Source organism: Paenibacillus sp. J22P15 (genome assembly GCF_056269345.1).
The window spans coordinates 55,471-79,024 of record NZ_JBWDNT010000022.1 but is presented as its reverse complement, the minus strand read 5'-3'; the positions used below and the strand labels follow the sequence as shown (position 1 = coordinate 79,024).

The 23,554-nt window shown below is 45.0% G+C and carries 15 protein-coding genes; 13 read left to right on the top strand and 2 right to left on the bottom strand.

The features are described from left to right. Positions 1–676 (top strand): cohesin domain-containing protein (locus tag AC0YN6_RS26415; RefSeq protein ID WP_475750712.1); only part of this gene is annotated, 676 nt, incomplete at its 5' end. Positions 677–1,062: 386 nt separating this feature from the next. Then, positions 1,063–4,032 carry a LamG-like jellyroll fold domain-containing protein gene (locus tag AC0YN6_RS26410; RefSeq protein ID WP_475750710.1) on the top strand — a complete coding sequence of 990 codons (2,970 nt, stop codon included), beginning with the start codon at positions 1,063–1,065 and terminating at the stop codon, positions 4,030–4,032. A gap of 66 nt (positions 4,033–4,098) precedes the next feature. On the opposite strand, the gene AC0YN6_RS26405 is transcribed toward AC0YN6_RS26410, so the two are convergent. Then, positions 4,099–4,257, bottom strand: coding sequence for a helix-turn-helix domain-containing protein (locus tag AC0YN6_RS26405; protein ID WP_475750708.1), 159 nt, complete (start codon positions 4,255–4,257; stop codon positions 4,099–4,101). Positions 4,258–4,541: 284 nt separating this feature from the next. Between AC0YN6_RS26405 and AC0YN6_RS26400 the strand changes: the two genes are divergently transcribed. The 4 genes from AC0YN6_RS26400 (at position 4,542) to AC0YN6_RS26385 (ending at position 10,509) form a co-directional block, all read left to right on the top strand. Continuing rightward, complete coding sequence (locus AC0YN6_RS26400) at positions 4,542–6,305, top strand: cohesin domain-containing protein (RefSeq protein ID WP_475750707.1); 1,764 nt, start codon at positions 4,542–4,544, stop codon at positions 6,303–6,305. 341 nt (positions 6,306–6,646) lie between these two features. Continuing rightward, on the top strand, positions 6,647–7,360 hold the full coding sequence (locus tag AC0YN6_RS26395; protein ID WP_475750705.1) for an S-layer homology domain-containing protein: 714 nt from the start codon (positions 6,647–6,649) through the stop codon (positions 7,358–7,360). Beyond that, positions 7,312–7,641: an S-layer homology domain-containing protein gene (locus AC0YN6_RS26390; RefSeq protein WP_475750703.1), complete on the top strand. Its 330-nt coding sequence runs from the start codon at positions 7,312–7,314 to the stop codon at positions 7,639–7,641. The genes AC0YN6_RS26395 and AC0YN6_RS26390 overlap by 49 nt, the downstream gene beginning before the upstream one ends. Before the next feature lie 105 nt (positions 7,642–7,746). Further along, entirely contained in the window at positions 7,747–10,509 is a 2,763-nt protein-coding gene (locus AC0YN6_RS26385) for a cohesin domain-containing protein (RefSeq protein WP_475750720.1), read from the top strand. A gap of 518 nt (positions 10,510–11,027) precedes the next feature. On the opposite strand, the gene AC0YN6_RS26380 is transcribed toward AC0YN6_RS26385, so the two are convergent. Next, positions 11,028–12,008 carry an alpha-ketoacid dehydrogenase subunit beta gene (locus AC0YN6_RS26380; protein WP_475750701.1) on the bottom strand — a complete coding sequence of 327 codons (981 nt, stop codon included), beginning with the start codon at positions 12,006–12,008 and terminating at the stop codon, positions 11,028–11,030. Positions 12,009–12,322: 314 nt separating this feature from the next. Between AC0YN6_RS26380 and AC0YN6_RS26375 the strand changes: the two genes are divergently transcribed. From AC0YN6_RS26375 to AC0YN6_RS26345, 7 genes are all read left to right on the top strand, one after another. After that, a complete protein-coding gene (locus AC0YN6_RS26375) occupies positions 12,323–14,644 on the top strand; it encodes a glycoside hydrolase family 95 protein (protein WP_475750700.1) in 2,322 nt (773 codons plus the stop codon). A 168-nt stretch (positions 14,645–14,812) separates the two neighbouring features. Then, entirely contained in the window at positions 14,813–15,940 is a 1,128-nt protein-coding gene (locus AC0YN6_RS26370) for a glycoside hydrolase family 88 protein (protein ID WP_475750699.1), read from the top strand. Beyond that, positions 15,927–18,089, top strand: coding sequence for an alginate lyase family protein (locus AC0YN6_RS26365; protein WP_475750697.1), 2,163 nt, complete (start codon positions 15,927–15,929; stop codon positions 18,087–18,089). The genes AC0YN6_RS26370 and AC0YN6_RS26365 overlap by 14 nt, the downstream gene beginning before the upstream one ends. A gap of 77 nt (positions 18,090–18,166) precedes the next feature. Further along, complete coding sequence (locus AC0YN6_RS26360; RefSeq protein WP_475750695.1) at positions 18,167–19,897, top strand: sensor histidine kinase; 1,731 nt, start codon at positions 18,167–18,169, stop codon at positions 19,895–19,897. After that, positions 19,890–21,485, top strand: coding sequence for a response regulator transcription factor (locus AC0YN6_RS26355; RefSeq protein ID WP_475750694.1), 1,596 nt, complete (start codon positions 19,890–19,892; stop codon positions 21,483–21,485). The genes AC0YN6_RS26360 and AC0YN6_RS26355 overlap by 8 nt, the downstream gene beginning before the upstream one ends. Before the next feature lie 186 nt (positions 21,486–21,671). Further along, positions 21,672–22,604 carry a carbohydrate ABC transporter permease gene (locus tag AC0YN6_RS26350; protein WP_475750692.1) on the top strand — a complete coding sequence of 311 codons (933 nt, stop codon included), beginning with the start codon at positions 21,672–21,674 and terminating at the stop codon, positions 22,602–22,604. Between the two features lie 69 nt (positions 22,605–22,673). Continuing rightward, positions 22,674–23,462, top strand: a complete 789-nt coding sequence (locus AC0YN6_RS26345) for a carbohydrate ABC transporter permease (RefSeq protein ID WP_475750718.1) — start codon at positions 22,674–22,676, stop codon at positions 23,460–23,462. The last annotated feature ends 92 nt before the right edge of the window (positions 23,463–23,554 follow it).

Genomic DNA, 23,554 nt, shown 5'->3' with positions numbered 1-23,554 from the left:
GTTCCGTGCTAAAAACCAGTTTTCGATGGACCTGAAAGTATCGGACGGAGAAACGACTCCGGATCAAATGCAGCTAGCGGCAGCCGACCAGAAGGTGACCAAAGGAAGCACATTTACGGTTCCGGTTACGGTAAGCAATGCATCGGGCATGACGGGAGTCGAAGGCGTCGTGAATTACGACAAAAACTTGCTTACGCTTGAGAAATTCGAATTTGTCACTTTCAAGGAAACAGGTGCTCATAACGCGTCTACGCCGGGCAAAGTGAGCTTTGCGGGCGTGTCGGCAGCGGCGGTAGGAACCGATGAGAACACGGTTGTCGCTAATCTGGTGTTCCGCGCCAAGGCGGATCTCTCGGCAAATGAGAAGACGATGATTGCTTTCACTAACGTTCAAGCGATCACGGAAGACGCAGCGGGTGAACCTGCATACTCGCCGATCCAAGCCAAGGATGCAGCGATTACGATTACCAGCTTCACTTTGGGCGATGTGAGCGGCGATAACCAAATCAATATTTTGGATGCGACGCTGATCCTGAAGCTGATCGTCGCCGAGCCGAGCGAAGAGAATGCAGCTAAGCTTGAGGCGGCGGACGTCAACGGCGATAAAGCTGTCAATACGCAGGACGTTCTTGTGCTTCTGCAGATGATCGCGGATAAGCTGGTCACTACGTCTTAATCGATCAATAACTCGTAAGATGCGGGGGAGCTATAAGCATTCCGCATCGGTCAAACGGATCTGTCCCGCCGAATCGGCGTGCATGGATCCGTTTTTTTATTGCTGGAGTTCAACACTCGTTCTTTTCGTACTTATTGCAAGATTACTTGAATGAATAAAGATAAAAATATTAATTTACTGTAAAATAAAGCATTTGGTATTGCTTTAAAATGCAATATCCCAATATAATCGAGAAATAATAAGCAAGATCCATTTTGAGAGGTGAGTGGGTATAAGGCAAATATTCGGTATGCAAGGTAACGATAGCCTGATCTGAATAATAGAGTTTGCAGACAACTGGTTACACCTATCCTAAATTTAACTTAAAGGGAGAATAGACGATTAGCATGAAAAAAATAAAATTACCTCTTACATTCACCTTAGCCATCATGATGATTATACAAAGTTTCTTTATGACCGCCTCTCCCGCACAGGCTGCGGAACTTGCTGCAATGGAGGGATTGGTATTCGACCACGAGAAGATGAACTCCGTCCTGCTTCAGAAGAAGCTGGACAACATCCCGGCCACCATCGAAATGCTCGCGAAATTTGACGTGAATCCAAACGTACGCCAAATTTTGTTCGGAAATTTTAAAGGAGGCGCGAGCACTTCATTTAACATTGAGCTTACGACCGCTAATCAATTCCGGTATATAGAAATTGTGAATGGAGTCGTAACGACCGATAAGACGACAGTCGGCCAAGCGATTACGACGGGCGTATGGACGCATCTGGCCGTGACGAGAGACGCTGCGAACAAAACCGTTACCGTTATTCAAGACGGCAATGTCATTGCAACTTTCGAGAATCAGAATTTGCCGGAGCAGGTTCCTCTAGTCAATTTTCACAGCATCGGCAACGATACGAGGAATCTGTACTACTTGAGAGGAGAAGTTGCGGAAGTCCGGTTGTGGAACGATGTTCGCACACTGGATGAGATCAAAGACAACGCCGATGCGGTCATTCAAGGCAACGAAGAAGGGCTGAAGCATGCTTGGACGCTGGACCGCTCCATCCAGAACGGCCTGAATATCGTGTACGATAAAGCCGGCCAAATCAATGCAACGGCTAACGGATTCCAGGGAGTCTACGAGATCGAACAACCTTATGTGAGCGAATTTACAGGCACCGGCACCGATTTCACCGACGGCCAGGTGGAAATTGCGGCAAAGGAGCGTCTGAAAGGTGCGCCTCGTACGGTTGAAGCTTGGGTGAATGTGCCTGTCGATGCGCCGAACAATAAGCAGGTAGGCACGATACTCGGAAATTTCTTTAATAACTACTACGGCGATATATCCCGATTCAACTTTGAAATCGGCAGTAACGGCAAACCAAGACTCTATTGGAAAGCCAGCGCGGATTATGAAATCAGTTATGTGGCGAATGTGAATGTTAAGGTCGGGGACTGGATTCATATCGCCATGGTATTGGATGATGCGGACCAGATCGCGACTGCTTATATCAACGGCAAAAAAATCAATGAGCAGTATATCCCGTCTCCGATTCCGAACGCCATCCCCGTTACCGAGATGAAAATCGGTTCCGATTACCGAGGGTATACCGCCGACGGCAAGCCGGAGATGGCATTCCATGGCCAACTCGCCGATGTTCGTGTATGGTCCACGGTCAGAACGGACGAGGAGATCAAAGCGAATTACAACGCTTCGTTGCAAGGGAATGAAGCGGGGCTGATGGGGAACTGGAAGCTGAATCAAGCGGTAAACGACGTGTACCCGGACCTCTCCGCCAATAAAAACGATGGCATTCTTTATGACGAAGAGACGTCCAACTGGCTTGAACCGAATTTCGCGGAAGGCGATTATACGATCGCCGTTATTCCTGACACGCAATATATGGCGCGGTTACACCCGGACAAGCTGAAAAATTATATGTCTTGGCTGAAGGAACACGCAGACGATATGAATATCAAGCTGGCGATGGGCGTCGGTGATATCGTCGATACGCCGTCGAGCAACGCGGAATGGACGGCTGCCTCCGAAGCGTATTCATACTTAGACGGCGTCATTCCTTACGTAGCGCCGCCGGGCAACCATGATTACAACAATCAGCCAGACCGCATTACGACAAGCTATAATCAATATTTCCCGTTCAGCAAGTATTCCAAGGCATCCACTTTCGGCGGGGCGTACGTGGAAGGCAAGATGGACAATACATACCATTACTTCGACATTGGCGGCGTGGAGTATATGGTCATCGCTTTGGAATACGGACCGATCGATGACGTGCTGGCTTGGGCCAACCAACTGGCGGACAATAATCGGGACAAGAAAATCATTGTCACGACGCATGCTTACATGTATCACACCGGAGAACACCAGTCCTCCAAACATATGGATGATCCGGGCGCCTATATGCCTGGCGCCAATAACGGCGATGAAATGTGGAACGAATTCGTAAGCAAACATGATAATATCGTGCTGGTCGTTTCTGGACATATCGGCTATCCAGATTTGGTTGTCAAAGAAGATATCGGCCAGCACGGTAACTCGGTTCAGCAAATACTGGTGGATGCCCAGTTCATGGAGCCTAAAGACCTTGGTATGGTCATGCTCATGACGTTCAAAGAAGGCAGCAACGATGTAGAGGTGAATTGGTATTCCGTAACCAAAGACAAGCTGTTCCGTGACAAAAACCAATTTTCGATGGAGCTAAACCTGAATGAGGACGGAGGGACGAACCCGAACCCGGATGCCTTGAAGCTTGTGGCAGCCGATCAGACCGTAGCCAAAGGCAGCGTCTTCACCGTTCCGGTTACGGTAAGCAACGCGTCTGACATGACGGGAATCGAAGGCGTCGTGAACTATGACCAAGATTTGCTGACGCTTGAAAAATTCGAATTTTCCGCCTTCAAGGAAACTAGCGCTCATAATGCGTCTACTCCAGGCAAAGTAAGCTTTGCCGGCGTGTCGGCATCGGCGGTAGGAACCGATGAGAACGCGGTTATCGCTAATCTTGTGTTCCGAGCCAAGGCGGATATCTCAGCGAAGGAAGAGACGACGATTTCTTTCGCCAATGTACAGGCCGTAATAGAAGGTGCTGCAGGTGAGCTGACATACGCGCCGATTCAGACAAAGGATGCAACGATTACGATCGCCAGCGTCACTCTAGGGGATGTGAACGGCGATAACAAAATCGATCTGCTCGACGCATCGGCCATTCTGAAGCTGATTGTGGCAGCGCCAAGCGAAGAGAATGAAACCAAGCGTGCAGCCGCCGATATGAACGGCGACATTGTGATCGATACAAGAGATGTTCTTGTTATTCTGCAGATGATCGCGGACAAGTTGGCACTATAAGAGCCTGCGACGTCATAAAAATGCCGCCTGCCTTCTATCGAATGATAGAAGGCGGGCGGCATTTGTTTATTCTCCGTAATGCCCTTTGCGATAGTCGTTCGGCGTGCAGTTGGTCCATTTTTTGAACTCCTTGCTGAAATATTTTTCGTCCTGGAAGCCGACCTGCTCCGCTACCTGCGAAATCTTATGGCATCTGTTTCCGAGCAGCTGCTTCGCTCGATTCATTCGGATGCGTCAGCTAAGCAGTATGGATGAACATCATTTTGCCAATCGTCCACATATCCCGACTTTGATTAAGTTTCGAGAAAAGGAAAGTTGTGAATTGCTTGAAGATCATGATGTCCATCAGCTAACAAGTGAAAAGTAAGGTGGCATTACATTTTAAGTGTGCATAATCGGTCTGCAGAAAAAGTTTCACCGGATCATTTAGCTGAGATTGCAGACTCAGTGATAATAACGTGCCCTGACCCATCCAAAGAAAACCCTTTATTACGCTCCCTCGGTATAATTTGATTTACTCACGCAAGCTCGTGTATTCGCAGGATTTCATCCACCTTAACAAAACATCGGGTCAAATAAGCAGCGGATCCTACAACGAAGAAACCGTAATCGTAGGTGGACCAAGAATCAATCTGGCTCCGGTAGCTCTACCGAATTGGACGCTTTCCGACATCAGCCATACGATGCAAGGAATTGAGGCGGTTGTCGACATTTCCGGAGCATACGGCACCATGGGCGTCACTTTCTCGATCAAGATAGATGGCGCGGGACTTATGACGACCGGGTACAAAATTACGAATCCGATAGCGGGGGCCAAAGAAACTGGCGTTATCTATGACGTATCGAAGTCAGTCGATCGATTGAGCTGGGATCGGAAGGGCTTATGGTCAGCTTATCCGTCCGACCATATCGGAAGAACGACGGGAATCGCCAAAAAAGTAAGCGGGAACGACGACACGTACAGGGTCAAACCAGACTGGTCCTGGTCGGAGGACATGAAGGACTTCTTCCTCTACGGAAGCGACGATTTGGGCGGTCGCGGAACAAATGATTTCAGAAGCCAGAAGGAATATATTTATTACGCTTCCGCCGTTCTATCTGACTCCAATAGCCGATTAAGGGCCGAATCCGACGGTACGGCTGCCGTGAGGATGGAAATCAACAAAAAAATTATTGACGATAGGGATGCTTCCATCACTTATAGTGGAACATGGTCAAATTATAACGATGGAGGAGATTACGGAGGCACGGAAACATTCAGCAATTCGGCAGGCGCATACGCTGAATACAAGTTTACGGGAACGGGCATAAGTTTCATTGGGCCTAAGAACAAAAATTTGGGTACGATCGACATCTACCTTGACGGAGCTTTGGTTGAAGAGGATTTGAACCTGAATGCGGCAAGCAAAAACTACCAGCAATCGCTGTATAAAAAAACAGGGCTTTCAAACGGCGAACATACGATCAAAGTTGTTGTGAAAAGCGATTTTGTTGTCGTGGACGCGTTTATGCCTATTAGCGATGATACAAAAAGTATCGCGATGATGATCAATAACCAGTGGGCCTACGATGACTTGGATTGGGGCAATTATGAAACGTATATTACTGTTCCTTCGGTTTACAACAATACGGTTAAGATGAGACTTACCGACAACGACAGCTACAAAGAGGATGTTGTTGTCGAGGGCGAAAGCGCAGTGCTGAACGGACCGGATAAAGTGGAGAAAGGTCAAGCATTTGCGATAGAGCTCGGCATGGAGAACATAGAGACGGCAACTTATGCGCAAGACATTGTTATTGAATACGATTCCGACGCGTTCGAGTTTGTGAAGGCTGAATCGCTCCTCTCGGGCTTAAACATCGTGAAGGCAGTCAGCGATGTTCCGGGACAGGTACGCATATTGGCGGCGGCCGAAGGGGCCCAGCATGGCATACAAGGGGATGCGTCCATAATTGAACTTCAATTCGTCGCCAAGGATGTGGAGAAGAGCGGCAAGATTGGGGTCAAATCGTTCACTTTCGCAAACGCCGACGGCACAGAGTTTGCTGCAGAAACGGATTCCTTAGAGGTTGAAGTAGAAGCCGGTACAGACGTTACGTATGGTGACTTGAACGGAGATGGCAAAGTTAGCATCGGCGACTTGGGTATCGTAGCGGCGAGTTACGGAAAAGTCTTGACTGATCCAAATTTGAACGCGAAAGCGGACGTTAATAAGGACGGTAAAATCGATATTGAAGATCTTGCAGAAATCGCACGACTTATTACAGGTTAAGTTCGGATTAAGCTGCAGATAGCAAGCCTGTTCTTTGAGAGGATCGTTCTCCCCTTTGTATAGGAAAGCGGGGAACGATCTTATCAATTTTGCAGCATCCCTTTGATCGTGGTTCGAATGTAAAAATAGTGAATGTTTATGTCAATATTTTTAATGGAGGTCCTAAAAGAAAGCGATTACAATGGGGGAGCGGACATGATATCCGTAAAAAAAATAGGAGGACTTAAACGGAAAATATTTTTTTGTTTTGTCTAATGATAAAGTTCATGCTACAAATTGTATCTTTTTTTGTCTGGAGAACGGGTCAGAGTGATTGGACTAACTCGAAAAGGACGAAGACGATGAAACGAAAATTTATGATGTATGGATTGGCGGTTTCCATCTGCTCGATGATGTGGTTAACTCCAGCCTCCGCGCAAAGCGCCTCGGATTTTAAGCTCAAAGCGTCGACGGTGGAGTCGTCCAATAGTCAGTTCACAATCATGTTGTCCGGAGAGAAAATCGAGGATTTGTACGCGTACGAGGCGAAGCTGACCTTTGACCCTGAGAGGCTGGAGCTGGTCAAAGCGGAGACAGACATCGAAGGATTCTCTGTGTCTCCGATCGTGAAAAACGGGGAAATAACGTTCGCACACACCAAGATCGGAAAGGTCAAAGGGGAGAAAGGGAAACTGGACATTACGAAGCTGACGTTCAAGGCCAAAAAGGCGGGCACTTTCCAGGTGAAGTGGACGGGCATGAAAATCGTCGATCAGAATTTGAAGAGCCAGACGATCTCCCCGAATCGCGCGACATCGTTTATGAAGCTGTTCGCAGATATTTCCGGACATTGGGCGAAGGCCGACATCATGGAGATGGTGGACCGCGGTGTCGTTTCCGGCATGAGCATGGACAGGTTCGCGCCGAACAACGAGGTGACGAGAGCGCAATTCGCGATGATGCTTGCGGGTGCGCTTAAACTCAAGGAGGGCTCCGGCAATCCGTTCAAGGACGTGAAAAAAGGAGCATGGTACGAGGATGCGGTAAAAAAAAGCTTGCGCAGCTGGTATCGTTAGCGGAGCCTCCACCGAATCGTTTAAAGAGGAGATGGCGGGCGGTTATGCTTGTTCGGGCGAAAGCTTACTTTCTTGGCGTGAAGCCGGAAACGTTGAAGGAAGGAAAGCTGCCTTCGTACTCCGATGACGGTTCCATCAGCGGATGGGCGAGGTCGTCCTTATCCTTAGCCGTGGAAGCGAAGCTGATGAAAGGCAGATCGGCTTCGGTGTTTGCTCCCAAGGGACATACAACGCGCGCCGAATCAGCCGTCGTGCTCAAGCGGCTACTAGCAGGCTTGTAATCTAGAAGAGGAGGATCTGAAGGAAGAGTACGTTTACTTCATAACGGTGACGGATGGAAATGTATGATATGAACGAAACATGAGGAGGAAATAAACGTGTTTAGGATGAAATCAAAAGTGATGATGCTGGGCCTCGTTTTTCTTTTGCTACTGTCTGGCATTCCGATAGTCGCGGCGGATGCCGAAACTAGTGTGACAACCTATTACATTGATAATCTAAACGGCTCGGATGTGGATGACGGCAGGAGCGAAGGCCAAGCATGGAAATCGCTGGACAAAGTGAATGCGACGACCTTCTTGCCGGGCGACCGGATCTTGTTCAAAGCTGGGGGCAAATGGACGGGATCGCTGAGTCCCAAAGGCTCGGGATCGGAAGGCAAATATATCGTCATCGGCAAATACGGCGAAGGCGACAGGCCATTAATCGAAGGCAAAGGCTTAGTGGAGAATGCCGTTTTCCTATACAACCAGCAATATTGGGAAATCGGCCATTTGGAAATTACGAATAAAGGCACCGCGCCTGCCACTTCGCCTCGGCGAGGCGTGCTCGTGTCGGGAGAGGACTTCGAGAAAGGCAGCGTAACGAATATTGCGGAAACGAAAACGCTGCGCGGCATCTATATCCATGATCTGTACGTCCATGACGTGAACGGCGAGGATAAGAAAGACGTAAACGGAAGCTCGGGCATTCAAGTAAGTGTCAGAATTGCCGGCTTGGTAAATGGCGTTCCGGCAGCGGGTTTGGTCCATCAGCGCACGACGTTCGACGATGTCCGAATTATTGGAAATGAGGTAAGAGACGTCTCGCGTTCCGGCATTATGATCTGGAACGATTGGAAGAACAGGCCGTTGCTTGGGGACGGCTTGGATTATGGGGAAAGCTCGCTCACGCCGTGGACACCGGTCACGAACGTCGTCATTCAAGGCAACAAGCTGTACAACATCGGCGGTGACGGCATCGTGCCGCATATGACCGACGGTGCTTTGGTCGAATACAACTTCCTGGACGGGTATAACCGCACTTCGATAGGCTACAACGCCGGCATGTGGACATGGGACGGCGACAATACGCTGTATCAGTTTAATGAAGTGACTGGCGGTTATTCGACGAGAGACGGACAGCCTTTCGACTTCGACCATGCCACGCAAGGCATTATTTATCAATATAACTATACATACAACAACGACGGCGGGACGTTGCTCGTCTGCGCGGACGGCAGGGGCGGCCGAGTGAAGGACGGGATTTACCGCTACAACATCAGCCAGAACGATAAGTACCAAACGTTCACGATTTGCGGCGGTAGCAATGTTGAGAACATCAAAGTATACAACAATGTGTTCTATGTGAAAGAAGGCATGAACACGAACATGCTCGTCGGCCAAGGCGGCGGTGTAGACGTGTCCCTGTTCAACAATATTTTCATTAATCACGGAACGGGTAGATACACGGCCAAACCGACCTGGACCTATCACAATAACGCATTCTTCGGCAACAATGTACCAACAAAGGAGCAAATTCCCGATCCGTTTATGTTGACGGGAGATCCTAAGCTCGCCGATCCGGGCAAAGCCGGCACGGTACTGAACAAAATCGGCCCGATCATTCCCGAGCAAGTCAGCTGGGCCGAGCTGAAAGGTTATAAGCTGTCTGCAGGCTCCCCGATGATTAACGCGGGTCGCTTCATCGGTGTCAAGCATAATCCGGGAACGCGCGACGACTACGGCAACCCGATTTATAACGGTATGCCCGACGTAGGCGTACATGAATATGAAGCGGTGCAGTATCCTCATGTCGATCCGTTCGAGCCGGTCCTTCCGAAACCGCAAGCCGAAATTAGAAACGGGAATTTTGAGAATACGGCCCAGCATGCGAATTCGAATCCGTGGCAGTGGCAATGGAACGCAGGCATTCTGAATGACGGCAACGCGCATGGTGGCAGCTACGCCGGCTATATTAAAGAAGTTGCCGGCGGCGCTTCGATCGAGCAGCAAATTGCCGTATCGCCGGATACGACGTACCGCATCGGCGTATATGCCAAATCGGGAGGCGTGGACCAAAAGCTGCATTTAGGCGTGAAATGGACAGATTCGGCAACCGGCGATAAAACCGTGCAAATTCCGGTAGAGTCGGCCGAATATGCCTTGTACGAGCTGGAGTTTACGACGGGAAGCCAAACGTCGGGAGTAACCATGTACTTCTGGAAGGAATCCGGTTCCGCGAAGAAGAGCTACATCGATGACGTGAGCATTGCTGAGGTCGTGCTGGTAGAGTCGCCGTACACTACGCTTAGCGGTCCGGCCACTGTCGAGGGGGGCAAACCGTTTACGGTTAAGCTCGGATTAAAGAACATCGCGAAGGAGGCATACGCGCAAGATATACGTATAAGCTACGATGCGAATGCAATGGAATTTTTGTCGGCTCAATCAGAGCAGGATGGGCTGAGCATCGTCGAGGCGAAGAATGGTGATGGTATGCTGCGTCTCATTATAGCCAGCGAAGGTGCAGATCATGGCATAAAGGGAACGGTGGACGTTGCCGATCTGACCTTCAAGGCCAAATCCGTTTCGCAGGAAACTGTAGGGACAATCACGGTGACGGATGCGACGCTTGGGGACGACGCGGGGAACGAGACGAGAGCGGAAGCTTCCTCCGTCAGTGTTAAAGTTACTGCTGTACCGGCAGGTATTCCGGGCGACGGCAATAACGACGGCAAGATCAGCGTTGGCGATTTGGCGGTCGCAGCTGCGAACTACGGCAAAACGTCGCAAAGCTCCGATTGGGATCTTATCAGAATCGTGGATATGGATACCAACGGCGTTATCGATATTTCCGACCTTGCCGCAATTGCGAATAAAATAGTGAGCTAAATAAGGAAGGGGAAGAGGCATAGGCTTCTTCCTCTTTTTTTACCACTTTAGAGGTTGCTCCTAGGCAGGGAACGGCGGCTTATAAGGTACGGGAACCAAAAGAATAATTTCAAAACTGATCATTAATGCAACAAGGGCTCTTATATGCTTTATCGTCACAATGATGTTTTTCTTAACAAAATTCGTTCAGCTTGGCCGGTCTTAGTATTTTACCTCTTGAAAAATCGCTCTCAGCCTATCAAATCATTGCGTTTCAGATTCTATTTAATAGTGAGGACGTAGTGACGTTCGTAGAAAAATGAGCAGGCTTACCTGCGTAATGTCACCCAGTCCCCCGTTACTTAGAAAGGACTTCAAAACATCAGGAAAGGAGAGCAAAGGCCATGGAGGTCTTATTACGGGCGTTCTCTATCAACTGCTGCAGATGCACTGCGTAGGTCAGTATAAAAAAGCAAAAGAAGCCCCCGCATGGCTGACCGTTGTAAGTAACGGATGGCAGCGGGGGCTTTACGGGGTTATTAAAAATCTAGTACTTTTTCGAGTCCTGCCACAATTTTTCCTTGTGTTGGTAACCATTGATCTTCTATGAGTCCGAAAGGATAAACCGTATCTGGAGGGGTGATACGCATGACCGGTGCTTCTAGGTGGAGCAAGGCTCTTTCATTAATTTGAGCAATGATTTCCGCAGCTATACCTGAAGTGCGTTGTGCTTCCTGAACTACGACTGCCCGATTTGTCTTTGTTATCGACTCTACAATTAATTCCATATCTAATGGCATTAAGGTTCGCAGGTCAATAATTTCTACTGTAATCTCTCTCTTATGCTCAATCTCCTCCACCGCGCGAATCGAAGGCAGAACCATTCCTCCATAGGTTATTAAAGTGATGTTGTTCCCTTCCTTAACACGTTTGGCCTTGCCAATAGGAACCATATAATCACCTTCGGGCACATCCTCACGGAAGAGATGATACAATTTGAGATGTTCTAGAAAAACAACAGGATCATTATCTCGAATTGCAGATAGCAGAAGTCCCTTTGCGTCATAAGGATTGGAAGGTACCACTACCTTTAGGCCCGGCGTTTGAACCATAAGTCCCTCAAGCGAATCATTATGCATTTCCGCACCTCTGACTCCGCCGCCAAATGGGATTCGAACGGTAAGAGGGGCATTGTAACGACCTCCTGAACGAAATCTTAACCGTGCTGCTTGAACAAGTATTTGATCCATAGCTTCAAAAATAAAACCGATAAATTGAATTTCTACGATAGGTCTGAAACCCTGTGTACATAAACCGACTGCGATTCCGCATATAGCAGATTCAGCTAATGGTGTATCAAAAACTCGGTCTTCACCATACTTACGCTGTAATCCCTCAGTCACTCGAAAAACACCGCCAACTCCACCAACATCCTCACCGAAGACTAGCACCTCATCGTTAGCTAAGAGTGCTACATCAAGCGCTTGGCGAATAGCCTCTTTCATGTTCATGAGCATCATGTACACCTCCTGTTTTATTTAACAAAAAATGTTACGCGTTACCTAATTAATCATATAATACAGAAATTAAATTTGGCAATAACAGATTGGAATATTTCTTGGAAAAACCCTTTGTTTCAATGTTATTTGTTACAAAACAGATATAAAAATTATATATAACAGATAGGTGCAGTTCATTATCAGCATTTTAAGGAACGGCTTGAAAGATTCAGATAGTCAAAATATTACTTGTCCGAGGTCAGTATTGCTCCTTTGATTTGAAACGGTTTACCCTATAGTAGAATGATTACTGAAGTAATCAGGAGTGATAAAATATGGGGATTAACAATTATAGATTAATAGAGAATCGGCCAGCAAATGTGTGGACAGAGGCATTTCCAATCGGCAATGGACGCTTGGGCGGTATGGTATTCGGCGGTATCCAGACCGAAAGAATTCAATTAAATGAAGATTCAATCTGGTATGGAGGGCCGAAAGGGAATGATAATCCAGCATCCCTAGGAAAGTTAAATGAAATCAGAAGCTTATTGCTCGAAGGAGAACCGCAGGAAGCAGAAAGATTAGCTTTGTTGAATATGACCAATGCTCCGCATTATTTTGGCCCATATCAGCCGCTTGGTGATTTAACGATTAAGATGGAAGGTCACCATAACACTTCAGACTATCAGCGAAAGTTGGATCTTCAGTCCGGCATCAACTGTATTGAATACAAGTCTGAATATAAGGCTGAGCCTATTCATTATCGGCGGGAGGTCTACGCAAGTGCAGCAGACCAAGTATTAATCATTCGACTGACAGCTTCGCAGCAGGCTGCACTTACTTTAACTGCTCGTTTGAGTCGAAGGCCATTCGAGGGAATAATTGGCTGTGAGGTAGACGGCATCTTAACGATGAAGGGACAATGCGGGCCAGATGGCATTCATTACGCAGCTGTTTTAAAGGCGGTCGTGGATGGAGGCGAAATACAGACTGTTGGAAACTATTTAGACATCCGTCAAGCGAGTTCAGTTACATTAATACTAGCGGCACAGACCACGTTCCGATGCACGGACCCTTGCCAAGAGGCGCTCAAACAGGTGGAGCTGGCTGCTTCATTGCCATATGCAGAGCTTAGAAATAGGCATGTTCAGAATCACAGTCATTTATTCGATAGAGTCTCACTATCATTGGGATCTGATGCTGAGGAAGAGCTTAAGCTGGAACTTGAACAAAAACCTACTTCTGAGCGGCTATTGCAATATCAGCAGGGTCATGCAGATCTAGGTCTTGAAGCGCTGTTCTATCAATACGGACGTTATTTGCTTATAGCAAGCTCAAGGCCAGGCAGCCTGCCGGCTAATTTACAAGGAATATGGAATGAGAGCTTTACACCTCCGTGGGAATCAGATTTCCATCTCAATATTAATTTGCAGATGAATTACTGGATGGCGGAGGCTGGCAATTTGCCGGAATGTCACGAGCCGCTGTTCGATCTGATCGATCGGCTGGTAGTTAACGGTCGAGAAACGGCACGTAAATTATATGGTGCAAGAGGTTTTGTAGCCCATTCCGTAACCAATTTGTGGGCGGAAACAGGGATATTTTGTGCATGGACACCAGCAATTTTCTGGCCATCAGGTGGTGCTTGGCTTGCCCTTCATTTATGGGAGCATTACAGATACAACGGTGAGGTATCGTTTCTACGTGAACGAGCATATCCGGTGCTGAAGGAGGCTTCACTTTTTTTCCTCGATTATCTGATCGAAGATGACAAGGGCAGACTTTTAACTGCGCCATCCCTTTCACCAGAGAACAGTTATGTATCAGAAAGTGGGACAATCGGTTCATTATGCGTTGGCCCTTCGATGGACTCTCAGATTCTGTATGCGTTATTTAGCGCCTGTATCGAGTCAGCAGAAATTCTGGATCTTGATCCAATGATTCGATTGGAATGGATGGAAGCTCGGAGCAAACTTCCTAAGCCGGAGATTGGTCAGTATGGTCAAATTATGGAATGGGCTATTGATTATGAGGAGGCTGAACCTGGGCATCGCCACATTTCACATTTATTCGCCCTGCATCCGGGTGAACAAATTATTGCACATCGAATGCCTGAATTAGGAGAAGGAGCTCGGCGTACGCTCGAGAGGAGATTGGCGCATGGCGGCGGTCATACGGGATGGAGTCAGGCTTGGATCGCGAATTTCTGGGCGAGATTAGGTGACAGTGATCAAGCTCATAACAGCTTGCGAGATTTATTGCGTAAAGCCGTTCATCCCAATTTATTCGGTGATCATCCGCCATTTCAAATTGACGCTAACTTTGGAGGGGCAGCAGCGATTCAAGAGATGTTATTGCAATCGCATGGTGGTGAGCTTTTTCTGCTGCCAGCACTTCCTTCCACATGGTCCTCTGGCAGTATTACAGGCCTACGGGCAAGGGGAGGATTCATTGTTGATATCGAATGGCTGGATGGACAGCTAAAGGAAGCTAAGATTCGTACTGAGTCAGGCGGGGAGCTTGCTATTTATAGCGATGTACGTTTAGACATTCGTGATATGGAAGATAAGCTTATATTAGCGGAATGGACTGATTGTACCTATCAATTTGTGATTCCGCCTGGAGCTATGTATCTTATTAAGCTTGTAATAGAGTAGACTCAATACCTGTAAGGCTATCATTTAGAGTCAATTTGATAGTGCGAAGTTATTTAAAAAAGTCAAAATAGTGCACATTCCATCAAAAATTCATTCTCATTTAACGATCATTCTTTCGTTATGATTGAGCATAAATAATAAACTGATGAATAAAGGGGGGCTAGCATCGTGTGGAAAACGGCTATTGATGATGCTATTGCAAAGACGCTAAAAAATATAGAGAAATTCGAGGGTAAGTTCCCTCATGTAAGCAGTAATGGAAAATATGAATTGAATGAAAATAATGATTGGACTAATGGTTTCTGGAGCGGAATGCTTTGGTTATGCTATGAATATTCACAAGATGAACGGTTTCGGAATGCGGCGGATAAGACGGTTACAAGTTTTCATAAACGATTGAAAGACCATGTTGTGCTAGATCATCATGATATCGGTTTTTTATACTCTCTTTCCTCCAAAGCACAATGGATCGTGGAGAAGGATGAATCAGCTCGTCAATTAACGCTGCAAGCAGCTGACTTGCTTATGAACCGGTGGTGCGAACCTGGCGGCTACATTCAAGCGTGGGGACAAAAGGGAGATGCAAAAGAGGGCGGGCGGATTATCATCGATTGTCTGTTAAACCTTCCATTGTTGTATTGGGCGAGCGAACAGACAGGAAATCCATCCTATTTGGAGGCAGCTCGTACACAAGCAGAAAAATCAAGGCGTTACCTAGTAAGAGGGGATGACAGCTCCTATCATACATTCTTCTTTAATCCGGAAACGGGTGAACCGATCGGAGGGGCGACGCATCAAGGTTATACGAACGGATCAACTTGGACAAGGGGACAAGCTTGGGGTGTATATGGATTCGCACTCTCTTATCGCTATACGAAGGATATCAAATTCCTTGAGGCCTCAAAGCGCCTTGCTCGTTATTTCCTTGAACATTTGCCAGACGACCATGTTGCCTACTGGGACTTTAACGCTCCTGCTCGGAAAGATACATTCAGAGATAGCTCGGCTTCTGCGATTGTTGCTGCGGGTTTATTAGAGCTCCTATCCCTCATGGAGGAACAAGACCCTGAACGTCTTTATTTCCAAGAACAGCTTGAGAAATCGATGACCTCACTCGTTCAGAGATACGCGACGATCGGAGAAGAAGAAGCAGAGGGACTGCTTAAGCATGGATCGTATTATGTGCACGGAGGAATATCACCAGATGACTATATGATCTGGGGGGATTATTACTATCTGGAAGCGCTGATGAGGCTTGAGAAGGGTATGGGAGGTTATTGGTATGAGCGTAAATAACCAATCTCAGTATGAAGAGCGCCTATTTAGCCTATTAAATCTGGATTATGAAGGGTTAGAAGAGGTAAAGAAGGTCATCCTTCACAATCGGTTTGATGATGCATTTGCGATGTTAAAGCAATATTTTATAGACCGCACTTCACCGAAGATGTATGTGCATAAGAAAGAAATACCAGAGGTTAGCGAGTATGTTAAAGTACATTGTTCAGAAGAATTACAGGAAGTGCTGCAAACGGCTGATGATGTAGTATCGCAAACTTTCCTATTCCGCTTTCAGTGGGATATGGAACGTACCCGCATTCCTGTTAGCTTTGATGGATTAATAGATTGGAATCACATTCCGGATAGTGATGTGGAGTGGCCTTACATGCTCAATCGACACCGGTACTGGATTGCGCTTGGACAAGCCTATCAGCTAACCGGAGATGAGAAATATGCCAATAGCTTTAGTTTACAATTAGAGGATTGGATAGATCGAAATCCTGTTCCTTCGGCGCAGACCAGGAGTACGTTAACATGGCGCTCCATTGAGGCGGGATTGCGTTGCAGTAACTGGATCAAAACGCTGCCTTATTTAATAGAAAGCCCAGCTATGACGCCGCGTCTATTTGCCAAGATGTTAGTCTCCCTCCATGAGCATGCACAATATTTAGCTTCTTCCTTTACAGGATGGAGTAATATTAGCAACTGGGGAGTTATTGAAACGAGTGGATTATTCCAAATGTCCGTATTCGTTCCGGAATTTAAGCAAACAACTCAATGGCAGCAGTTAACGGTTGAGAGGCTTAGAGAAACGTCTCGATTACAAGTGATGAAGGACGGCATTCATTGGGAGCAATCCCCCACTTATCACCATGAGGTACTGAACTGCTTCCTAGATATTATGATTGTTGCGCGAAATAATAAGATGACTATGGAGGCTAACTTTACTAATTCGGTAAAAAGGATGGCTACTGCCTCCCTTTACTGGGCAAAACCGGATCATAGACAGGTGATGCTTGGTGATAGTGATAATAATGATATTCGGTCAGTTATGACAGCTGCTGCGATTATATTCAAGGACCCTATGTTTCGGTTCGCTGGATGGGAGGGAATCGATTTTGATCAAGCATGGAATTTCGGACCAGAAGGTATTCGCTATTATGAGGAATGCCCTGTTCAAATACCGCCGCAGCAATCTTATGCGTTTGAACATTCAGGTCATTATGTGATGCGCTCTGGCTGGGAAGAACAAGCGTTATATTTATATTTTCGCTGCGGTCCTCTAGGAGGAGGACATGGACACGCTGATATGCTTCATATCGATATTCATGCGTACGGTAAGGCGCTGTTAACGGATCTTGGAAGATATAACTACTCTGATCATACGCCGCTGCGGAAGCAGCTTAAACAGTGCAGCTCCCATAATACAACGGTAGTTGATGATACTGAATTTACAGAAGTTATCGATACATGGCAATTTGGAAGAATAGCTGCAAGAACAGGCAGCGAGTGGATTTCTGAACCTAATTATGATTATGTTAGCGGGACTCACAATGGATATATTCATTTAGATGATCCGGTCTATCCTAGTCGGAAAATCATCTTTGTGAAACCGTATTTTTGGCTTGTGGTTGATTGCTTTGTGAGCCGGAATGAACATACGTTTAAGCAGTTTTTCCATTTTGCTCCGGGGCCATTGCGCTTATCGCAGGAGACTGGTGTTTGTCGCACGACAAATGAGAATGATGCAAATCTTTGCATTATCCCTATCCAGACTGCTGAATTGAAGGCTGAACAGCATGAGGGCATTATTTCACATGAATATAATCTGGTGGAGCCTAACCAATATGTGACCTACGAGAGGACTGGATCAGGCACGACATCTATGATGCAGGTTCTTTACCCTTTACGTGCTGGAGAAACAAGCCTTCCTATCGTTGAAAAAGTTCCAGTCTACCTATATACTGGTGAGTTGGCAGAGGACAGCAGCGTAGAAGCATGCCGGATCGTGATCCCGCATTCAACAGAGGAATATATTATTGTTGTATGCCATAGGGATCCCTCCTATCATATTGACTCTTACATGGTTGAAGGCACACAAGTTTTCGGTGAAGTGGTGTTAATTTCCTTGAAAGAAGAGGTCAAAGAGATCACGGTCATAAAATAAGCTTACAAAGCGAAAACAGGCGATAAGCTACCCTGCTGCAATAGTCATAAAAGCAACTTGAAAGAGGCACGGTAAATATGTCTAGGTTGAGTTATTATCAAAAAATTCAGTTGTCATTTCTCCTATTTATTATTGTTCCCATTATTACCGTATCTGTAATCTCATTCGTTCTCATTAAAGAGACAATGGTTGAGAAGCTTCATTTAAGCAATGATAACTTCTTGAACGTCATGATCGAAGAAATTGGGAAAACGATTGATGATGTTACGTTTGCATCGCATTTCATCGTTAATGATACGAATTTCCGTTCAGACTTGAAAAAGTTCGCAGATACAGATCGGTTGAACACGTATGCTGATTACACAAATTTCACGAACATAAGGGGAGTATTTTCTCTCATTACATCTAAACCTTTGAATAATAACATTCGAATGTATTTGGTAAATAGAGAAGGCTTTATTATTTCTTCGAATGAGGATGATTTGAATTTAGTTAACAGAAACCTAGAAGATTTATATAAAAAAGTTGATCTCAATAGGCCAGAAACCCTTCAATGGCTCGGTATGGTTAAAGAAGAGTCCGATAAGGAAGGGACCTATTATATGGCAAGAGTGATTCATGATAATGATGACAAACGCTATCTGTCGGTTCTGATTATTGGTATTTCAGAGTCATACTTTGAGAAAGTTTTGAAGCCCATTGAGTTTGGTAAAGTAGCGTTATTTGATGCAGAGGGAACTCTTATTGCTGGAAGCACGGAGCTTCTGTGGCATGATGAAGCAGCAAGCAGGGATACTCTCCGTTCTGAAGTCACGTTAGACAAGACGGACTGGACGCTTGTTTATGAAGCAAGTAAGGAAACCTTTACGGGGGAAATCTCAAGAACCTTCTATTTGGGTATTGGAGGCGTAATTTTCCTCTTTATTATTTTTTCCATTTCTTCTATGTTTATTGCAAGGAGACTGCACAGGCCTATTCAAAAGTTACAGCGTGCTGTCAGGCAGTTTGGAATGGGAAACCTTGACGTAAAGCTTGAAGTGAAGGGGAAAGACGATATCGCTGAGCTTGGTCATTCATTAAACACGATGATGGATCAGCTCAAAGGGCTTATCCATGATATTAAGAGTGAACAGGAACAGAAGAGAGTCATGGAGCTTGAGGCCTTATTCATGCAAATTCGTCCACACTTTCTAATTAATACTTTAAACTCTATCAAGTGCAGCCTAATCCTGCAGAAGGATCTTATGCATAGCAAAAGTATCGATTCACTAATGAGCTTGCTAAGAGCTTATCTGAAAGTAAATGAACCGACTTCATTGAAGGATGAATGCGTGCTGCTGGGGCATTACATCGATATTATGAAGATCAGAAATGAGATGCTTCTAGAGCTTACGGTTGAACTTGAACCGGGGCTGGAGCAATTATTAATTCCAAAGCTGATGCTGCAGCCTTTAATTGAGAATGCCATTGTACATGGATTGGTAGACAACCCTGCTGCCGAAATTTTGATTCAAGCAAGAAGAGTAGAGAATGGAATTGTCATTGAAATTGAGGATAACGGATGTGGAATAGAGGAAGAACATTTAGCGGTACTGAATCATCATCTGCAGTCTGTTGGTTCGGAGCAGTCCTCTTCTTATCAGAGGGTCGGCTTGATTAATGTGATTCAAAGGTCTAGATTAACATTCGGTCCAACTGCGTCTTTAGCTCTTTATCAAAATGCACAGGGTGGGGTAACAGCCTTCCTTCATCTTCCTGTTATTGATCGACATGTTTATTCTTCGGAGGGGGGAATCGGTGATGTATAAAGTTATGTTAATTGATGATGATGTCCCTATGATTCGAGTTTTGCAGCAAATGATAGATTGGGAGTCAATCCAGCTGCGGGTAGTAGGGGCAACCTATTCAAGTGCAAAGGCATTGCATATGTTTGAAGAAACGTCGCCTGATATCGTCATCACTGACATTGGATTACCGCAAAAAAGCGGAATCGAGCTTGCAGCAATTTTCCGCCAGATGAAACCGGATATTAGAGTCATTTTTTTAACATGTCATGAGGATTTCCATTATGCACAGCAGGCAGTAAAGCTGAATGCGGATGATTATCTTCTTAAAGATCAATTAACGGCGGAGCAGCTGGAGCAAAGTTTAGGGAAATCCATACAGCTGCTCAAAATGAAAGTAACAAGGATCGACAATGACGTATCGAACTATAACAGTGAACTGTTCAAGCAAGGCTTATTTCAAAGAGTCATTGATGGTGTTAATCCTACATCAACTGTGGGGTACGCAGCTCAGCTCGGTATCTCATGGGGATACCCCTGGTTTATGATGGGGGTTGTCCATATCCATTTTTCAACTTACGAATCGCTCTACGTACAGAACAATATTTCATTAATTTTCTATGCTATCCACAATATCGCAGTGGAGCTGTCTGCTTCTTATGATGGAATAACACCATTTTTGGAAAAAGAGAACTTAGTTATTTTGCATAATTACCGTAATAATTTAGCGGATAACGCCTATCCCTATTTTCAAAAGTATATGCAGGAGCTGCAAACTCTTTGTCTTCAATTTCTGAAATTACAACTTAGTATAGTCACCGTGACGGATAAGATGGAGCTGCAATCTATTGGGGCGGTCTATCAACAGGTGGTTCAGAATAAAAATGAGTTTTACAAGGGCAGTGAGCTTACGGTTACGAATATGAATGTCTTCCTACAGAACATGTTTACATCGTATCCGCTAGGTTTCTTAGATTCTTATAAATCAGATATTGAGCGTGCGATTATGAAAGGCGATTTTGATAGTATCCATAATATCGTCTCGAATATTGGAAAGAACGCACAAGAGAATAGAGTCGAGCCAAGTGAGCTGGTTCAGGATTTATCAACAATCATTCGCAGCATTGATTTAATGTTCTCACGCTGGAAGTCGGATGAAGGGATTTATATGTATCTGTCTTCTGCAAGGACCTTACACGATGTGACGGGACTGATTGAAAGAAAGCTTATTCATATTGCGAAGAACCGGCAGAAGGGCACAGAACCCGTTATCCAAGAACCGAAACTGCAAGTTATTCAACAATATCTAGATAAAAATTTATCCGCAAACATTACTTCAATTGACATGGCACGTTATTTGTATTTGAATTCAAGCTACTTTTCACGCTATTTTAAACGTCTGACAGGTATTAATTTCACGGATTTTGTTCACCAGTATAAAATGAAAATTGCTGCAAAAATGTTGAAAACGTCTAACCAAAGCATTGAATCTTTAGCGATGGGACTTGGCTATTCGGACAGAACCTATTTTTCAAAAGTGTTCAAGAAGTATATTGGTATGACTCCTAGTGAATATAAAGCAAATTATACGATTAACACCTATGTAAGATGAATCGTTTATAGACAACATGTTAGTAACCTGTCCTCCGAAATTACGGGGGAACAGGTTATTTTTCGTTCCTGCGGTTATTATTCTAAAGTCAAAATATTGCTCCTACGAAGTCATAATCCATCGTTTATAGGCTGAGGATTTCTATTATCATTAGTATCAACTTAATCAATGTTGAGGTGAGACGAAATGGAAGCTGCTAAACCAATCACAAACCCTGAAATTTTACAGAAGCCAAGAAAGTTTTGGACTCCTAAGCGGAAAGAAGCTCTAATCGGCTGGTTGTTTCTTGCCCCAGAAATTATAGGTATGTTATTGCTGAATGTATTTGCACTTGGGTTTTCTCTTTATTTGAGCTTTACTTCGTGGGATCTGTTATCAGGTCTAGGAGGCATTAAATTTAACGGTATCGACAATTATATTAAAATGTTCAATGATCCAACCATTATTAAAGCGCTGAAAAACAATCTGCTTTATACCGTGCTGACGGTTCCAGTTCCTATTGCTATATCACTGGTACTAGCTGTTCTCATTCACAATAAGGTGTTTTGGAAGGACTACTTTAAGGTTGTGTTCTTCATTCCCTACATTTCGTCCATTATTGCGGTAGCAGCAGTATGGAGCGCTTTATTCCACCCTTCATTAGGGCCGATTAATCAGTTCTTGATGGATCTAGGAATTTCCAATCCGCCTAAGTGGTTGGTAGATCCGAAATCGTCACTTATAGCTATTGCAATCATTACTTCTTGGGCAGGGCTTGGTTATACGATTATTATTTATTTGGCTGGTCTTACAAGTATATCGAATGAACTATACGAAGCTGCGGAAATCGATGGAGCGACTTCAATGACCAAGTTTTTCAAAATTACGGTTCCTTTGCTTCGTCCGACAACGTTCTTCTTGTTTATTACGATGTTGATTGGTTCATTTAAAGTATTTGATATTATCTCTTACTTAACAGCAGGTGGACCAGATAATTCTTCTACTGTGATCGTGTTCCGGATCTATGAGGAAGGATTCGTGAATTACAATATGGGCTACGCGGCTTCGATCTCATGGTTGCTATTTGCGATTATTGCTGTCATTACTGCGGTTACCTGGAAATTCAGAAACGAAGAATGAGTATAAGGGGGAGGGATCAGCTTGCTTATCATTAGAAAAAATATTTCAAAAATAATTACGACTATCATCATGGGTGCAATATCTATTTTCTTCTTAGTTCCATTTATATGGATGCTTTCATCAGCTTTTAAATTTGAGAAAGATGTTATGCGGTTTCCCATTGAATGGATTCCTAAAAATATTAATGTGGTGTACAATTTTAAAGCGGTTTGGATGGGGAATGTAAACTTTCTTCATATTTATTTCAACTCTATCAAAATAGCTGTCATTGTAACTTGTCTCACATTACTCTTTTCCACTATGGCAGCTTTTGCTTTCACAAAGCTTCGTTTTAGCGGGAGAGGTCTTGTATTTACGGCTTTGATTTCGTTCATGATTATACCGGATCAGGCCACATTAATTCCTCGGTTTATGCTGATCCGCTGGATGGGTCTTTATGATAATCACTTAGCACTGATTTTTATGGGGATGTTTTCAATTTATTTCACATTCCTGCTTCGTCAGTTCATGGCGGGCATTAGCGATGAGTATATGGAAGCAGCGAAAATTGATGGAGCAGGTCATTTAAGAATATTCAGCTCTATTATTATTCCGCTGTGCCAACCGGTGCTCGCTACCGTTGCGATAATAAAGTTCATATGGTCATGGAATGATTATCAGAACCCGCTTATTTTCTTGCAATCAAAGGATTTATATACGATCCCGCTCGGTATGAGCCTATTCAGGGATGATTATACGACGAATGATGCCATTATGATGATGGCCTCGTTGTCAGCTATTATTCCTTTACTAATTATATTTATTATTTTGCAGAAACAAGTTATTAACGGCATTGCACTTGGCGGGGTTAAAGGCTGATATTTGCAAAAAAGTCAAAAAAGTAATCTTTTTACCTCAAAATTGTACTCTTGTGTGAATCATCCAGTCTTTATACTGATGATGAAAGAAAA

Coding starts and splice junctions, on each gene's coding strand:
- AC0YN6_RS26410 (WP_475750710.1), top strand. CDS start 1,063: ATGAAAAAAATAAAATTACCTCTTACATTCACCTTAGCCATCATGATG.
- AC0YN6_RS26405 (WP_475750708.1), bottom strand. CDS start 4,257: ATGAATCGAGCGAAGCAGCTGCTCGGAAACAGATGCCATAAGATTTCG.
- AC0YN6_RS26395 (WP_475750705.1), top strand. CDS start 6,647: ATGAAACGAAAATTTATGATGTATGGATTGGCGGTTTCCATCTGCTCG.
- AC0YN6_RS26390 (WP_475750703.1), top strand. CDS start 7,312: ATGGTACGAGGATGCGGTAAAAAAAAGCTTGCGCAGCTGGTATCGTTA.
- AC0YN6_RS26385 (WP_475750720.1), top strand. CDS start 7,747: ATGAAATCAAAAGTGATGATGCTGGGCCTCGTTTTTCTTTTGCTACTG.
- AC0YN6_RS26380 (WP_475750701.1), bottom strand. CDS start 12,008: ATGATGCTCATGAACATGAAAGAGGCTATTCGCCAAGCGCTTGATGTA.
- AC0YN6_RS26375 (WP_475750700.1), top strand. CDS start 12,323: ATGGGGATTAACAATTATAGATTAATAGAGAATCGGCCAGCAAATGTG.
- AC0YN6_RS26365 (WP_475750697.1), top strand. CDS start 15,927: ATGAGCGTAAATAACCAATCTCAGTATGAAGAGCGCCTATTTAGCCTA.
- AC0YN6_RS26360 (WP_475750695.1), top strand. CDS start 18,167: ATGTCTAGGTTGAGTTATTATCAAAAAATTCAGTTGTCATTTCTCCTA.
- AC0YN6_RS26355 (WP_475750694.1), top strand. CDS start 19,890: ATGTATAAAGTTATGTTAATTGATGATGATGTCCCTATGATTCGAGTT.
- AC0YN6_RS26350 (WP_475750692.1), top strand. CDS start 21,672: ATGGAAGCTGCTAAACCAATCACAAACCCTGAAATTTTACAGAAGCCA.
- AC0YN6_RS26345 (WP_475750718.1), top strand. CDS start 22,674: ATGGGTGCAATATCTATTTTCTTCTTAGTTCCATTTATATGGATGCTT.